Annotated in this window: 17 protein-coding genes; 16 read left to right on the forward strand and 1 reads right to left on the reverse strand. The window is 52.7% G+C overall.

Features of this window, described 5'->3' with window-relative positions:
- The first annotated feature begins 22 nt into the window (after positions 1-22).
- The 9 genes from miaA (at position 23) to motX (ending at position 8727) form a co-directional block, all read left to right on the forward strand.
- Positions 23-928, forward strand: coding sequence for a tRNA (adenosine(37)-N6)-dimethylallyltransferase MiaA (gene miaA, locus NF212_RS01555; RefSeq protein ID WP_434360808.1), 906 nt, complete (start codon positions 23-25; stop codon positions 926-928).
- A gap of 89 nt (positions 929-1017) precedes the next feature.
- Complete coding sequence (gene hfq / locus NF212_RS01560) at positions 1018-1299, forward strand: RNA chaperone Hfq (RefSeq protein ID WP_054674002.1); 282 nt, start codon at positions 1018-1020, stop codon at positions 1297-1299.
- Positions 1300-1322: 23 nt separating this feature from the next.
- Positions 1323-2615, forward strand: coding sequence for a ribosome rescue GTPase HflX (gene hflX / locus NF212_RS01565; protein WP_434358221.1), 1293 nt, complete (start codon positions 1323-1325; stop codon positions 2613-2615).
- 51 nt (positions 2616-2666) lie between these two features.
- Complete coding sequence (gene hflK / locus NF212_RS01570) at positions 2667-3821, forward strand: FtsH protease activity modulator HflK (RefSeq protein WP_434358223.1); 1155 nt, start codon at positions 2667-2669, stop codon at positions 3819-3821.
- A gap of 2 nt (positions 3822-3823) precedes the next feature.
- Positions 3824-4708 carry a protease modulator HflC gene (gene hflC / locus NF212_RS01575; RefSeq protein WP_054673998.1) on the forward strand — a complete coding sequence of 295 codons (885 nt, stop codon included), beginning with the start codon at positions 3824-3826 and terminating at the stop codon, positions 4706-4708.
- Positions 4709-4819: 111 nt separating this feature from the next.
- Positions 4820-5005, forward strand: a complete 186-nt coding sequence (locus tag NF212_RS01580; protein WP_434358225.1) for a DUF2065 domain-containing protein — start codon at positions 4820-4822, stop codon at positions 5003-5005.
- 132 nt (positions 5006-5137) lie between these two features.
- On the forward strand, positions 5138-6436 hold the full coding sequence (locus NF212_RS01585) for an adenylosuccinate synthase (RefSeq protein ID WP_434358227.1): 1299 nt from the start codon (positions 5138-5140) through the stop codon (positions 6434-6436).
- A gap of 188 nt (positions 6437-6624) precedes the next feature.
- Positions 6625-7956: a GGDEF domain-containing protein gene (locus tag NF212_RS01590; RefSeq protein ID WP_434358229.1), complete on the forward strand. Its 1332-nt coding sequence runs from the start codon at positions 6625-6627 to the stop codon at positions 7954-7956.
- Between the two features lie 150 nt (positions 7957-8106).
- Positions 8107-8727, forward strand: a complete 621-nt coding sequence (gene motX / locus NF212_RS01595; protein WP_434358231.1) for a flagellar protein MotX — start codon at positions 8107-8109, stop codon at positions 8725-8727.
- Between the two features lie 41 nt (positions 8728-8768).
- On the opposite strand, the gene hmpA is transcribed toward motX, so the two are convergent.
- Positions 8769-9956, reverse strand: coding sequence for an NO-inducible flavohemoprotein (gene hmpA, locus NF212_RS01600; RefSeq protein WP_434358233.1), 1188 nt, complete (start codon positions 9954-9956; stop codon positions 8769-8771).
- Between the two features lie 102 nt (positions 9957-10058).
- Between hmpA and nsrR the strand changes: the two genes are divergently transcribed.
- The 7 genes from nsrR to rplI all read left to right on the forward strand — a co-directional run bounded on the left by nsrR (position 10059) and on the right by rplI (position 15486).
- Complete coding sequence (gene nsrR / locus NF212_RS01605; RefSeq protein ID WP_434360809.1) at positions 10059-10496, forward strand: nitric oxide-sensing transcriptional repressor NsrR; 438 nt, start codon at positions 10059-10061, stop codon at positions 10494-10496.
- A gap of 122 nt (positions 10497-10618) precedes the next feature.
- Entirely contained in the window at positions 10619-13111 is a 2493-nt protein-coding gene (gene rnr / locus NF212_RS01610; RefSeq protein WP_434358235.1) for a ribonuclease R, read from the forward strand.
- A gap of 6 nt (positions 13112-13117) precedes the next feature.
- Complete coding sequence (rlmB, locus tag NF212_RS01615; protein ID WP_054673988.1) at positions 13118-13852, forward strand: 23S rRNA (guanosine(2251)-2'-O)-methyltransferase RlmB; 735 nt, start codon at positions 13118-13120, stop codon at positions 13850-13852.
- 220 nt (positions 13853-14072) lie between these two features.
- A complete protein-coding gene (gene rpsF, locus NF212_RS01620; RefSeq protein ID WP_054673986.1) occupies positions 14073-14453 on the forward strand; it encodes a 30S ribosomal protein S6 in 381 nt (126 codons plus the stop codon).
- Positions 14454-14461: 8 nt separating this feature from the next.
- Positions 14462-14764, forward strand: coding sequence for a primosomal replication protein N (gene priB, locus NF212_RS01625; RefSeq protein ID WP_434358238.1), 303 nt, complete (start codon positions 14462-14464; stop codon positions 14762-14764).
- Positions 14765-14780: 16 nt separating this feature from the next.
- Complete coding sequence (gene rpsR, locus NF212_RS01630) at positions 14781-15008, forward strand: 30S ribosomal protein S18 (protein ID WP_054673982.1); 228 nt, start codon at positions 14781-14783, stop codon at positions 15006-15008.
- Positions 15009-15036: 28 nt separating this feature from the next.
- Positions 15037-15486, forward strand: a complete 450-nt coding sequence (rplI, locus tag NF212_RS01635) for a 50S ribosomal protein L9 (RefSeq protein ID WP_054673980.1) — start codon at positions 15037-15039, stop codon at positions 15484-15486.
- Positions 15487-15509: the final 23 nt, after the last annotated feature.

Genomic DNA, 15509 nt, shown 5'->3' on the forward strand with positions numbered 1-15509 from the left:
GCTTCCCACTGCCATTTTCCTGATGGGGCCGACCGCGTCAGGAAAAACAGAATTGGCTATCCGTCTTCGTGAAAAATTTCCGGTAGAGATCATCAGCGTAGATTCCGCCCTGATCTACCGGGGGATGGATATTGGTACGGCCAAACCGGATGCCCGGGAACTTGCACTGGCACCGCACCGTCTAATTGATATAAAGGATCCGTCAGAGGCCTATTCCGCCGCAGATTTTCGCGAGGATGCTTTGCGGGAAATGGCTGAAATTACAGCAGAAGGAAAGATCCCCCTGTTGGTCGGCGGCACGATGCTTTATTACAAAGCACTGCTTGAGGGACTGTCTCCATTACCGGCAGCCGACCCTTTAATTCGGGCTGGCATTGAGGAAGAAGCCCAGACCCATGGCTGGACATACTTGCATAACCAGCTAAGTGAGATTGATCCGGTTTCTGCTGAACGTATCCACCCTAATGATCCCCAACGACTGTCGCGGGCATTGGAAGTTTATCGTATTTCAGGTAAAACTCTTACTGAGCTGACGAAAACAAAAGGTGAGGCGTTGCCTTACCATGTTCATCAGTTTGCAATAATGCCCAAGGAGAGGGCAGAGCTGCATCGCCGTATTGCCCTGCGCTTCGACAAAATGATCGAGGCCGGGTTTGAAGATGAAGTGCGCGCGCTTTATCAACGCGGTGATCTGCACCCGGATCTGCCGTCGATCCGCTGCGTCGGATATCGTCAGATGTGGGATTACTTGGCAGGGAATGACACATTGGATGATGCCGTTTATAAAGGCATCTGTGCCACCCGCCAGTTAGCGAAGCGCCAGATTACCTGGCTACGGGGCTGGGATAACCTGACCTGGCTCGACAGTGAAAATTTGACCTATGCGTTACAAACCGTGACAAACACCGTTAGCGGTCTGTCTGCTTAACTGTGTATAATGTCGCCTGTTTTGTCGTATGCGTTGATTATTTCGTACGATTATTTACTAAAACAACATACCAATAAGGAAAAGAAATAATGGCTAAGGGGCAATCACTACAAGACCCATTTTTGAATGCACTCCGTCGTGAACGGGTACCTGTTTCAATCTATCTGGTAAACGGAATTAAGTTGCAAGGTCAGATTGAATCATTTGATCAGTTTGTGATCCTGCTGAAAAACACCGTAAACCAAATGGTGTACAAGCACGCCATCTCAACTGTGGTACCAGCCCGTCCGGTAAATCACCACCATAACAACACCACCGGCGGCCATCCAGGCCAGGGCGAGCGTCCACAACAAGACAAAACCGAGGAGTAATCCTTCGGTAAGGAGCTATATCCTTGTTTGAGCGTTACGAGGCCGGTGAACACGCGATCCTGGTTCACATCAACTTCACACAGGAAGGTGAGTGGGAGGATCTGAGCGAGTTCGAGTTACTGGTATCGTCAGCAGGGGTCTCGGCACTGCGGGTTGTCACCGGCAGCCGCCAGGCCCCACATCCCAAATATTTCGTTGGAGAAGGTAAGGCACAGGAAATCGCGCAGGCGGTTGCTGTCGAAGGGGCGGAAATCGTCATCTTCAACCATGCACTCTCTCCGGCACAAGAGCGAAATCTGGAACGGCTTTGCCGTTGCCGGGTATTGGATCGTACCGGGCTTATTCTTGATATTTTTGCCCAGCGGGCCCGTACCCATGAAGGTAAACTTCAGGTTGAACTTGCTCAGCTCCGCCACCTTTCCACTCGTCTGGTTCGCGGCTGGACCCACCTTGAGCGCCAAAAAGGGGGTATCGGCCTGAGAGGACCGGGTGAAACCCAGTTGGAAACGGACCGCCGGTTGCTGCGTGAGCGGGTGAAGTCGATTCTTCGACGTTTGGAAAAAGTATCCAGGCAACGGGAGCAGGGGCGTCGGGCACGAAACCGTGCTGAAGTACCTACGGTCTCTCTGGTTGGGTACACCAACGCCGGAAAATCCACCCTGTTCAACCGGATCACAGAAGCAGACGTGTATGCGGCGGATCAGTTGTTTGCCACACTGGATCCAACCCTGAGAAGGATTGATGTGCCCGATGTCGGCGCGACAGTGCTTGCTGACACCGTTGGTTTTATTCGCCATCTGCCTCACGATCTGGTTGCGGCCTTTAAGGCAACGTTGCAGGAAACCCAGGAAGCGGATTTATTGCTTCATGTGGTGGATGCCAGTGATGAAAGATTTCGTGAAAATATCGATGCCGTGAACACGGTGTTGGAAGAAATTGATGCAGCTGAAGTTCCATTTTTGTTGGTGATGAACAAAGTGGATGCACTGGAAGACCAAACTCCTCGTATTGAACGGGATGAAGAGGGCGTTCCACGTGCAGTTTGGCTGTCTGCCCGGGAAGGACTGGGTATCGACCTGTTGTTTCAGGCTTTGTCTGAAAGGCTTGGCGATAACATGGTCAGTTTTCGCCTGAGGATCCCGCCTGCCTGTATCGGCCGTATGCACAGTGCGTTTTATCGTATGCACTGCATCCAGCGCGAGGAATTTCAGGAAGATGGACATCTATTATTGGATGTACGGATGCCTGAATCTGAGTGGCACAGGTTGGAAAAAAAGGAAGACGGTGCGCTAGGTAGCTTTATCGTAACCGTTTAGGCTGCTAAAGTATCAAAAAACAATGTCTTATCATGTTGATGGAGTGCTCTGATGGCGTGGAATGAGCCGGGAAACAACGGTAGCCCAGATAAAGACCCATGGGGCAATCGCGGTGGTCGCGACCAGGGGCCGCCGGATTTGGATGAAGTGTTCAGTAAGCTGAGCCGCAAGCTTGGCGGGTTGTTTGGCGGACGTGGCCCCTCTTTGGGTGGCGGCGGTGCTGTTGGCTTAGGGGTTATCGCTGTTTTGGCTGCGGTCGTGTGGGGCATTTCCGGCTTCTACACTATCGGTGAAGCTGAGCGCGGTGTTGTTCTTCGCCTTGGCCAGTTCGACCGTATCGTACAGCCGGGCTTGAACTGGAAGCCAACATTTATTGATGAAGTGAAAACGGTAAACGTACAGTCTATCCGTTCCCTGCGCAGTTCAGGTCTGATGTTGACCAAGGATGAGAACGTCGTGCGCGTGGAAATGGACGTTCAGTACCGTATCGCTAACCCTGAAAAGTATCTGTATGCCGTGACCAACGCGGATGACAGCCTGCGTCAGGCCACTGATTCTGCACTGCGTGCAGTAATTGGCGATGCCTCAATGGACCAGATTCTGACAACAGGCCGTCAGGAAGTGCGTGAGCGTACCTTCGAAGAGATCAACCGCATCATCGACCGCTACGACATGGGTGTGTTGGTTGTGGATGTGAACTTCCAGTCTGCCCGCCCGCCGGAGCAGGTTAAGGATGCATTCGATGACGCCATCGCAGCCCGAGAGGATGAAGAGCGTTTCATCCGTGAAGCCGAAGCGTATGCGAACGACGTTCTGCCTAAGGCACAGGGTCATGCTGAGCGTATCAAGAAAGAAGCCCAGGCTTATTTCGAGCAGGCCGTGAACAAGGCTGAGGGTGAAGTTGCCCAGTTTGAAAAACTGCTGCCAGAATACAATGCTGCACCGGAAGTAACCCGTCAGCGCCTGTATCTGCAGACCATGGAAAAAGTGTTCGGCAGCACCAGCAAGATCATGGTGGATGCCAAATCTACCGGCAACCTGATGTACCTGCCGCTTGATAAACTGATGAGCCAGTCATCCGCACCTGCGGTATCACCGGTACAACAGTCTGAGTCCAGCCGTTATGGTATTGAGCTCGAGCAGCGTGCTCCGGTTACCACTGAGCAGAACACCCGTTCATCTTCATCGCGTCAAGGGAGATACTGATCATGCGTAAGTTAGCTATTCCTGTATTGATCATTATCGCGGTACTTTTCCTGATGTCGATTTTCGTCGTCAATGAAGGTGAACGCGGTATCGTGATTCGCTTTGGCCGTGTACTCAAGGATGTCAACGAGCAGACTCAGGTATACCAGCCTGGCCTTCACTTCAAGATGCCTCTGTTTGACCGTGTCCGTTTCCTGGATGCCCGTATCCAGACCATGGATGACCAGGCAGACCGCTTCGTAACGTCTGAGAAGAAAGACGTTATCATTGACTCCTACGTCAAGTGGCGCATCAAGGACTTCGGTACTTACTACCTGGCAACAGGTGGCGGTAACCAACTGACTGCAGAAGCCCTGCTTCAGCGTCGTGTGGCTGATGGCCTGCGTGCTGAAATCGGTAACAAGACTATCAAGCAGATTGTCTCGGAAGACCGTGAAGAGGTTATGCAGGACGTACTGGTTGATGCCCAGCAGAGCGCGATTGACCTCGGTATCGATGTTATCGACCTGCGTATCAAGCGTATTAACCTGCCTGATGAAATCAGTGAGTCTATCTACCGTCGTATGCGTGCTGAACGTGAAGCGGTAGCACGTCGCCACCGTTCGCAGGGCCGTGAGAAGGGCGAAGTTATTCGTGCCCAGGCTGAGCTTGAAGTAGCAACTGTACTGGCTGAAGCGGAAAGAACTGCCCGTGTTACCCGTGGTAACGCGGATGCGAAAGCCGCTGAGACCTATGCTGACGCCTATGAGAAGAACCCTGAATTCTTCTCGTTCACCCGCTCACTGGAAGCGTACGAGAAGAGCTTCAGCAACAAGAACGATATTCTGGTTGTTGACCCAAGCTCTGAGTTCTTCAAGTACATGAAGGCACCTGAGCTGGCAAAATAACGCCGGAAAGCAGATAAACAACTTAAAAGACAAGGCCCCGGCCTTGTCTTTTTTATTCCTGACAACCGGGTTCCAGTAACCTGCCGTTTGTCTGGATAGGGAGAATTGAGAGTGAATGAGGCACTTTGGCTTGCGCTTGGTCTGGTATTAGTACTTGAAGGCATCGGGCCGTTGTTTTTCCCCGCGAAGTGGCGGGCAATGATTTCAGAACTGGCTGGACAGCCTGATGAAATACTGCGCCGGGTAGGGGGATGTTTATTCGTTGCTGGGGCAGTGATCGCTTACATGATGTGGTAGGTGTTGTAAATCAATTGCTTATGCCGTTGTGATCTCGCGTATTAATCGAGACGTCTAGACGGTCAAAAAATGACTGCATTGTGACAGCGATGGTGCTAGAATCCTTTTTTAACTAACAACAGACTGGGAAAGATGGGTAATAACGTAGTCGTTCTCGGCACCCAGTGGGGTGACGAAGGTAAAGGTAAAATCGTAGATCTTCTGACTGAAGATGCACAGTATGTAGTTCGCTACCAAGGCGGACATAACGCTGGTCACACCCTTGTGATCGACGGAGAAAAAACCGTTCTCCACCTGATTCCATCCGGCATCCTGCGCAACAACGTTAAATGCATTATCGGCAATGGCGTTGTCCTTTCTCCTGATGCGCTTCTCAAAGAAATGAAAGGCCTGGAAGAGCGTGGCGTACCAGTACGCGAGCGTCTGTTCCTGTCTGAAGCGTGTCCTCTGATCCTTCCTTACCACGTAGCTCTGGACGCAGCCCGTGAAGCGGCTCGTGGCAAGAAAGCTATCGGTACTACCGGTCGTGGTATCGGTCCTGCGTACGAAGACAAAGTTGCCCGCCGCGGCCTGCGCGTTGGCGACCTGTTTGACAAAGAAACGTTCGCACAGAAGCTGAAGGAAGTGATGGAATACCACAACTTCCAGCTGCAGCACTTCTACAAGGCTGAGCCTGTAAGCTACGAAGAGACGCTGGCTACCGTTATGGAGCAGGCTGATATTCTGACTGGCATGGTTATCGACGTAACCAGCGAGCTGGATGCAGCCCGTAAGCGTGGCGACAAAATCATGTTCGAAGGTGCCCAAGGCACTCTGCTGGACATCGACCACGGTACTTACCCATATGTAACCTCTTCTAACACTACTGCTGGTGGTGTTGCCGCGGGTTCTGGTTTCGGTCCTGCTCACCTGGGTTACATCCTGGGTATCGTTAAGGCGTACTGCACCCGTGTTGGTGCTGGCCCATTCCCTACAGAGCTGTTCGACGAAGTTGGCGAACACCTGGGTGTGAAAGGCCACGAATTCGGTGCAACTACCGGCCGTAAGCGCCGTTGTGGCTGGCTGGATATCGTTGCCCTGCGCCGCGCTGTACAGATCAACTCTGTTACCGGATTCTGCCTGACCAAGCTGGACGTACTGGACGGCCTGAAGGAAGTAAAAATCTGTACCGGTTACAAGCTGGCTGACGGCACCGTACTGGAAGTATCTCCAATGGCTGCCGATGCTTATGAGAATATCGAACCTATCTTCGAAACCATGCCTGGTTGGGAAGAGAACACCTTTGGTGCGACCTCTCTTGAGCAACTGCCTCAAACTGCCCTGGACTACATCGCTCGCATCGAAGAGCTGACCGGTGTACCAGTAGACGTAGTTTCTACCGGCCCAGACCGTAACGAGACCATGATTAAGCGTCATCCATTCTCTGTTTAATTTTGAACAAGTGAATTGACGAGAAAAGCCGACTGCCAAGTCGGCTTTTTTTATGATTTTTTGTAATGTTTTCTGTCGAATTACTTCCCTGATCTGGGCGTCCTGCTTAAGATTGCAGCCCGATATGTCCAATCGCTGCCACCCTGCCTTCCGTTGTCAGGCCGCGCTTTTTCCTGGAGCTTTCAGTTTTGCTAAGGTTTTCAAAACCGCCTTCCCTTCGCACCTTCGGTGTAGCTGCTTGTTTGGTTGTTGTTTCCCTTGTGGCACTTGCCTGGTTTTATCTTGGTGGTGCGGTCCGCCATTATGAAATTGACCCCTCAGCGTTTTCCTACCAGTTTGTCAGCGATGCGACGACCGGAGGCATGACAACCGGTGATGTCACTGTGACCCCCGAAGGGGTGGTGATGGAGTGCGATATGTCCGCAGCTTACATCTGGCCATATTGTGAACTTGCCATCCGGTTATCTGGCGATCCAACCAAAGGCCTGGATGTCAGCCAGTTCCATTCATTGATATTGGAAACAGCCTACGATAACCCGCCGGGAAACAACGGTCGCATCAGGGTGTACCTGCGTAACTACCATCCAGCTTACTCGACGCCGGATGACCCTGTGTCGATGAAATTCAACGGTATGGAATACTCAGCTGCCAGGGAAAAAACACGTTACCAATTTCCATTGGACAGTTTCCAGGTGCTGACATGGTGGATAGCGGACAAAAAAATTGCCCCGCAACATGCGACAGTTGACCTGTCCAATATCACCCTGATTGAGATCGCGACCGGAAGTGGTTCCCTGCCGGGTAAATACAGGCTGACAGTGAAGCGGCTGATATTCGAAGGGGAGTGGGTGAGTGAGAAAGAGCTGCTCCACGCCCTGATATGGCTGTGGCTGGGAAGTGCTGTCGGGTGGATGGCGTTCCACTACCGTGAGTTGCGGCAGCAACTGGCTGACACGCGCCTGCAGGGCAGGTTGTTGAAAAAAGCCAATAAAGCACTGCAGCGGGAAAGCGAAGAGCTGTGCGGTAAGGTGTATACCGACGCCCTGACAGGTGTGCGAAACCGTACAGATATCAATGCCTGGCTGGAAAAGGAGATCAGTTCTGCATGCGAAAAGGATATCCCGTTCAGCCTGTTGTGTATTGATGTCGACCATTTCAAGCATGTCAATGACAGCTACGGACACCCGGTGGGGGATGAGGTCTTGCGGGAGTTTGCCCAGACCATTGCCCAACAATTGGACCCTGGTAACCTTTTGGTACGATGGGGCGGTGAGGAGTTCTTTGTGTTTGCCCGTGGGCGGAACCTGGCACAGGCAGCGGCTTTGGCGGAAAAAATCCGTGTCAGCCTATTGGGCCGGGTGTGGCGGCATGGTGAACCGGTTACCTGCAGTATCGGTGTAGCTATGCTTGCCAATGAACCTGCGGCCATGTTCCTTGCCCGGGCAGACAATGCCCTGTACAGGGCGAAATCAGGCGGGCGCAACCGGGTAGAAATTGCCTTGGACGGAAACATGCAGTAAATGGCTTGGGTGCAGATAACATTTCCGGTTGGGGTGTTGTGACAAAGTGGTTTCTAAACACTAAAGTTGTCACTGGGTATGCCGATACAGAAATTGTCCGGACAGCTACCAGGCTGTGATGTTTACTTAAGTCGCTGGTGACCGTTATCCATGAAGCTGCGAAAACTGGTTATTTCATTATTGCTTGCATCCAGTGCAGTGCACGCTGAGGTCGGCCCTCCTGTAGAGGTGTACGATGAGGCTGCGCTGTTCAAGATGTTTGACGCCAATACCCAGCTCAAACAGGTAAAGGCCGATGATTGCCAGTTGGTACAGGATATTGTTGCCCGGGCAGAGAAAGTGGAATCCCCTGCTTACCAGTTCCTGTATGGAGATATGCTGGCCTGGGGCGTGTGTGTTGACCGGGATGTGGAAACCGGGATTTATTACATGCAATCTGCTGCCCAACAGGGCCTCCCTGCGGCGCTGGAGCAACTTGGGCGCTATTACGCCAGCGGGACACTGGTACAGAAAGATCCGGAGCGTGCTATTCCTTACCTCCGTGAGGCAGCTTCCCTTGGGGACACGCGGGCACGTATCCATCTGGCTGAACTGCTTTTGGATAATTACGGCAGCCCGCTCGATTATGAAGATGCCTACCGGTGGCTCTACAACACGATTACTGCCAGCAAGACCAGGCACCGGCAGATTGCACTATTGCGTCAGGGGCTGGAGGAAAGGATGCCCCAGAATATTATCGCCCGGGCCAAACGACGGGATACATATTGGTAATAGACAAACCCGCCTAAGCGGGTTTGTTGGTTACTGGGGGGTTACAACACCTTGTGCGGGCCAAAGCACTCGTACTTTATACGCTCCTGGTTTACGCCGGCATCAATAAGTTGTTTGGCGGCAAACTGCATGAAGCCAACCGGGCCACACAGATGGAAAACCATGTTACTGTCGCCGGTCAGGTCTTTTACTTCACTGATGTCTATCAGTCCTTCGCTGTCGAAATGAACCCCGGCAACATCTTTTATTTGAGGCTCACGGTACCAGGTGTGTGCAGTAAGCTGCTCCCACTGGCTTGCCAGCGTGGCAATACGGTCACGGAAAGCATGATAATTGCCATTTTCAGCAGCATGCAGCCAGTAAACCGGTGCGTTGTGATTCCCGTTGAGGGTTTCCAGCATCGACAGCATCGGGGTCAGTCCCACACCGGCAGAGATCAGGCAGACCGGTGTATCAGCCTGGACATCCAGCCAGAAGTCGCCGTTAGGAGGGGTCAACTCAACTTCGTCACCTTCCCTTATATGGCTGTGGAGGTAACGGGATACCTTTCCTTCACCCTCCCGTTTTACGGAGATGCGGTAGGTTTCCCCGTTGCTGGCATCTGACAGGCTGTACTGGCGAATCTCTTTGTTCTCAAATTCATCGGCACTGATATGGATGCCGATATACTGGCCCGGTTTGAATGGGGCAACCTTGCCACCGTCAGCGGGGGCAAAGACAAAACTGGTGATGACATCACTCTCGCGCTGTTTACTCACGACCCTGAAAGTACGGGTTCCGCGCCAGCCGCCGGTGCTGGACTCGTTTTCCCGGTAAATCGCTTCTTCACGCTGGATGAAAATATTTGCCAGTACACCATAGGCTTCCCCCCAGGCTTCAAGGACTTCATCGCCGGGAGAGAACATTTCGTCGATGGTAGCCAGCAGGTTTTCACCGACAACGCTGTACATCTCCGGGGTGATGACAAAGCTTGCATGCTTCTGGGCGATCTTTTCCACTGCCGGGAGCAGGGCTTCCAGATTGTCGATGTTGTTGGCATAACCGCAGATAGCGTTAAACAGGGCCTCCCGCTGGGCACCGGTTTGCTGGTGGGTCATGTTAAAAATGTCTTTCAGCTCCGGGTTATGGCTGAACATCCGCTGGTAGAAATGGGCGGTGAGCGCCGGACCGGTTTGCGCGATCAGGGGGGCTGTCGATTTAACAATGTCAATCGTTGATGGGCTAAGCATGACTTACTCTCTCAAATATTATTAAAGTTGTATTTTTAATGCATCAAATAAGTTGTATCTGAAAGGTATCTTTTAGTCAACCAGAGGACTAAAATGATTGCCATGCAACTGACCAGCTTTACTGATTATGGCCTTAGGGCCCTGATATATCTGGCCTTGTTACCGGAAGGGGAGCTCACCAGCATTACCCGGGTAACGGAGGTTTACGGTGTATCACGTAACCACATGGTAAAGATCATCCACCGCCTTGGGCAGGAAGGATTGATCTCCACACAGCGTGGAAAAAATGGCGGGATTCGCCTGGGGAAACCCGCGAAGGATATTGTAGTGGGTGAAGTGATCCGCCTGCTTGAGCCAATGCAGCTGGTAGACTGCAGCCCTCATTTTTGCCACATCTCACCCGGCTGTCGCCTCAAAGATGCACTACAGCGTGCAACTGAGGCATTTCTTGCCGAACTTGAACACATCACCCTTGCCGATCTTATTGAAGACAATTCACCCCTGCGTGAGTTGTTGATCCCCACCCAGACAGTGGCTTAACTCATTGACTTATATTTCGGTTTGGGAAAGCGCTAATTGGCAGCTGATTTGCGAAGCTGCTCCGAATTTCTCGCGACTGACACGATATACTCATGGTGTCACGTCGCCATCAGGAACGACTTATGTCACACGAAGATACTCAAGTATCCAATGATCCTTTTCAGGATCGCGAAGCAGAAAAATACGAAAACCCTATTGCCAGCCGCGAGCATATCCTTGAGATCATCAAGGGGCTTTCTGCACCGGTAAGCCGGGATCAACTGTTTGAACTGTTAGGCCTTAATGGCGACGACCAATATGAAGGCCTGCGCCGCCGCCTGCGTGCCATGGAGCGTGATGGCCAGCTGATCTTTACCCGCCGCCAGTGCTACGCATTGCCAGAGCGCCTTGATCTTATCAAGGGCATGGTGATCGGCCACCGCGACGGTTTTGGTTTCCTGCGTCCGGAAGGAAAGGGCAGCAAGGAAGACCTTGTTTTGCCACCACACCAGATGAAAGGTGTGATGCACGGTGACTGCATTCTGGCCCAAGCTGCCGGCACAGACCGCCGTGGCCGTCGCGAAGCACGTGTTGTCCGAGTACTGGAAGAGCGTACCGGCCAGATTGTCGGCCGTTATTTTGTCGAACAGGGCCAGGGCTTTGTTGTGCCGGATGACTCCCGTCTCGGCCAGGATATTGTTATCCCGAAAGATGCCCGCATGGGTGCCCGTATGGGTAATGTAGTGGTGGTTGAAATTTCCCAGCGCCCAACCCGCCAGTACCCACCGGTTGGTAAGATCGTGGAAGTGCTGGGCGAAAGCATGGCACCGGGCATGGAGACACAAATTGCTATCCGTACCCACAACATTCCGCTGGAATGGCCGCATACAGTTAAAAAGCAAATCAAGGATCTGACCGAAGAGGTGCCGGAAGACGCCAAAGCCGGCCGGGTTGACCTGCGTGAACTGCCACTGGTAACCATCGACGGCGAAGATGCCCGTGACTTTGACGATGCGGTCTACTGTGAGAAGAAGAAATCTGGTGGCTGGCGTCTGTGGGTAGCCATCGCAGACGTAAGTTATTACGTCCGTCCGGAGACTGCACTGGATCTGGAAGCGCATAACCGGGGGAACTCAGTGTACTTCCCGTCACAGGTTGTCCCTATGCTGCCGGAAGTGCTGTCGAACGGCCTGTGCTCGCTGAACCCTCAGGTAGACCGCCTGTGCATGGTGTGCGAAATGACCGTGTCGGCTGCAGGCCGCCTTTCAGGCTTCCGCCATTACGAAGCCGTGATGAACTCCCACGCCCGCCTGACCTACACCAAAGTTGCGCAGATCCTGGATGGTGATGAAGAGCTTCGCAGCCGTTATGGCAAGCTGGTACCGCATCTGGAAGAGCTCCACAACATGTACAACGTGCTGAAATCAGCCCGTGAACAGCGTGGTGCCATTGAATTTGAAACGGTGGAAACCAAGTTCATTTTCAACGCGGATCGTAAGATCGACCGTATTGTCCCGGCTGAACGCAACGTGGCGCACAAGATCATCGAAGAATGTATGATCCTGGCGAACATCGCCTCTGCACGCTTTGTTGAAAAAGCCAAAGAGCCGGCACTGTACCGCGTGCATGAATCCCCGGGCGAAGAACGCCTGGTTGGCTTCAAGGATTTTCTGGGAGAGCTTGGCCTGTCACTGACCGGTGGCCTTGAACCGACGCCAACCGACTACGCTACACTGGCCCATGCCATTGCTGAGCGTCCGGACCGCGAACTTATTCAGACCATGCTGTTGCGCTCGATGAAGCAGGCAGTGTACCAGCCGGACAATATCGGCCACTTCGGCCTGGCTCTTGGCCAGTATGCCCACTTCACCTCGCCAATCCGCCGTTACCCGGATCTGCTGCTGCACCGTGCAATCAAGTACCTGCTGGCCAAGCAGGGGGGCAGCCTTAAGAACCGCTGGACGCCAACCGGAGGTTACCACTACAGCGTGGATGAGATGGACGGCCTTGGCGAACACTGCTCAATGACAGAGCGCCGTGCAGACGATGCCACCCGCGAAGTGTCTGACTGGCTCAAGTGTGAATACATGCAGGACCATGTCGGTGAAGTGATGGAGGGGACCATTGCCAACGTGACTGGCTTTGGCTTCTTTGTCCGCCTGAAAGAATTGCACATTGACGGCCTGGTGCATATCTCAAACCTGGACAACGACTACTACCGCTTCGATATGGTGGGCCAGCGTCTCATTGGTGAGAGCTCCGGAAGGGTGTTCCGTCTTGGCGATCAGGTCACAGTGAAGGTATCATCCGTCAACCTTGATGACCGCCAGATCGACTTTGAGCTGGTTGGCAGCAACCGCAAGCCTCGCCGTGCCGGTAAAACGGAAAAAGATCGCGCCAAGAAAGGCCGCGCTGAATCAGGCAAAAATGCCGAAAGCGCCCGTGAGCGTATGTCAGTAAGGCAACAGCTCAAGCAGGGTCATATCCCGAAAGGAAAAGGGGATGACAGTGCAGGCAAGAAAGGCAAAAAAGGGAAGAAGAAACCGGCTAAGGGTAAGAAAAAGCCCGTAACAGGCGCGCCTGAAACTCAAAAACCTGCGGCGAAGAAAAAGCGCACAGGCAAGAAAAAGAAATAACCGACTATGAGTAATGAAATGATTTATGGCATGCACGCGGTAAAAGCGGTGCTTGCCAACGACCCGTCGCGGTTTATCGAAGTCTATGTGCTGAAAGGCCGCCACGACGACAAGATGCTGGAAGTGCTGAATGAAATCGTCAGCCTTGGCATCACAGTGCAGGAAATGCACCGCAAGGCGCTGGATGACAAAGCCAAGGGCGCGGTCCACCAGGGCGTGATTGCCCGAGTAAGACCGGGCAAGCAGTACAACGAAAACGACCTTGACCAAATCCTGAATGGCAAGGAAAACCCGTTGCTGCTGGTGCTGGACGGTGTGACCGACCCGCACAACCTGGGTGCCTGTCTGCGTAATGCGGATGCAGCCGGTGTCTGCGCGATCATTGTACCGAAAGACAAGTCAGCCCAACTGAACGCAACAGCCAGCAAGGTTGCCTGCGGTGCGGCGGAAGTGGTACCGCTGGTACGTGTCACCAACCTGGCTCGCACCATGCGCGCGCTGCAGGAGCAGGGCGTCTGGTTTGTCGGTACTGCCGGCGAAGCGACCCACAGCCTGTACGAAAGCAAGCTGACCGGCCCGCTGGCTATCGTGATGGGTGCGGAAGGTGACGGTATGCGCCGCCTGACCCGTGAAACCTGCGATGAGCTTATCAGCATCCCAATGGCAGGCAGTGTCTCCAGCCTGAACGTCTCAGTCGCGACAGGTATCTGCCTGTTTGAGGCCGTTCGCCAGCGCCGTTAATCCCGGCAGCAAAGCCTTTGTTCACATAGGTTTATGCAACTTCCCTGAACCCCGCATTCCTGCGGGGTTTTTTATTGTGACCGCAGCCCTATTTTGTTTGCTTATTGCGGCGCAATTCTGTACTATTCCCGACCTTAATTCCCGGTCATACTTTCGTTCCTTGCTTCCGCCGGTTGACCGGGCCGAGCGTAGAAGCTGATTAGTCCGTAAGGAGCAACTAATGCGTCATTACGAAATCGTATTCATGGTGCACCCTGATCAGAGCGAGCAAGTTGCTGGCATGATCGAGCGTTACACTGGCTCTATCAAGGATTCTGGCGGTATGATCCACCGTCTGGAAGACTGGGGTCGTCGTCAGATGGCTTACCCAATCAACAAGCTGCACAAAGCACACTACGTTCTGATGAACGTTGAAGCTGAGCAAGCTGTGATTGATGAGCTGGAAACTGCTTTCCGTTTCAACGATGCAGTTATCCGTAACATGATCATGCGCACCAAAGCTGCTATCACTGAGCCATCAGTGATGATGAAGGCGAAAGAAGAGCGTCAAAGCAAGCGTGAAGAGCGTGCTGAAGCTCAATCTGAAGAAGCTGCTGAGTAATTAACTCAATGACCAACCGGATGGAGCTGTCCGGCGTTATCGCCAAAGGCCCTGTTCGAACCCAAAGCCCAGCGGGCATACCACATTGCCACTTTGTCCTGGAACATCGCTCAATGCAGCAGGAAGCCGGACTCGAACGACAGGTCTACTGTCGGATCCAGGTGGTAGTGAGCGGGGAAAGGTCAAATGCCGCAACTTTAGATTTATCGCCAGGCTGCAATACCAGAGTAAGCGGTTTTGTCGCTTACCAAACCGGCCGGAATGGCCTGGGAAAACTGGTACTGCATGCTGACGAAATCAATCAAATTTAGATCAGGAGATTAGCCCATGGCACGTTTCTTCCGTCGTCGCAAGTTCTGCCGTTTCACTGCAGAAGGCGTAACTGAAATCGACTACAAAGATGTAGCAACTCTGAAAAACTACATCACTGAAGCTGGTAAAATCGTACCTAGCCGTATCACTGGTACTCGTGCTAAGTATCAGCGTCAGCTGGCGCGCGCTATCAAGCGTTCACGCTACCTGGCTCTGCTGCCTTACACTGACAAGCACCAGTAATCACCACTGAGTTAGAGAGGATTAATCCATGCAAGTAATTCTGCTTGATAAAATCGCTAACCTGGGTGGTCTTGGCGATCAGGTTGCAGTTAAATCTGGCTACGCTCGTAACTTCCTTATCCCACAGGGCAAGGCTGTTATGGCAACTAAAGCTAACGTTGAGTTTTTCGAAGCTCGCCGTGCAGAGCTGGAAGCTAAAGTAGCTGAAGCTCTGGAAGCTGCAAAAGTACGCGCTAACGCTGTTGAAGCTCTGGAAGGCGTAGAAATCGCTTCTAAAGCTGGTGACGAAGGCAAGCTGTTCGGTTCTATCGGTACTCGCGACATCGCCGATGCAATCACTGCTGCTGGCGTTGAAGTGAAGAAGAGCGAAGTTCGTCTGCCAGAAGGTGCTCTGCGCACTACTGGTGAGTTCGAAGTTAGCATCCAGCTTCACTCAGAAGTATTCGCTACTGCGAAAATCGTTGTTGTTGCTGAGTAATCTGCATCACAACCCAAAAGAAC

The sequence above is a fragment of the Parasalinivibrio latis genome (assembly GCF_036825535.1).
Lineage (GTDB): Bacteria > Pseudomonadota > Gammaproteobacteria > Enterobacterales > Vibrionaceae > Parasalinivibrio > Parasalinivibrio latis.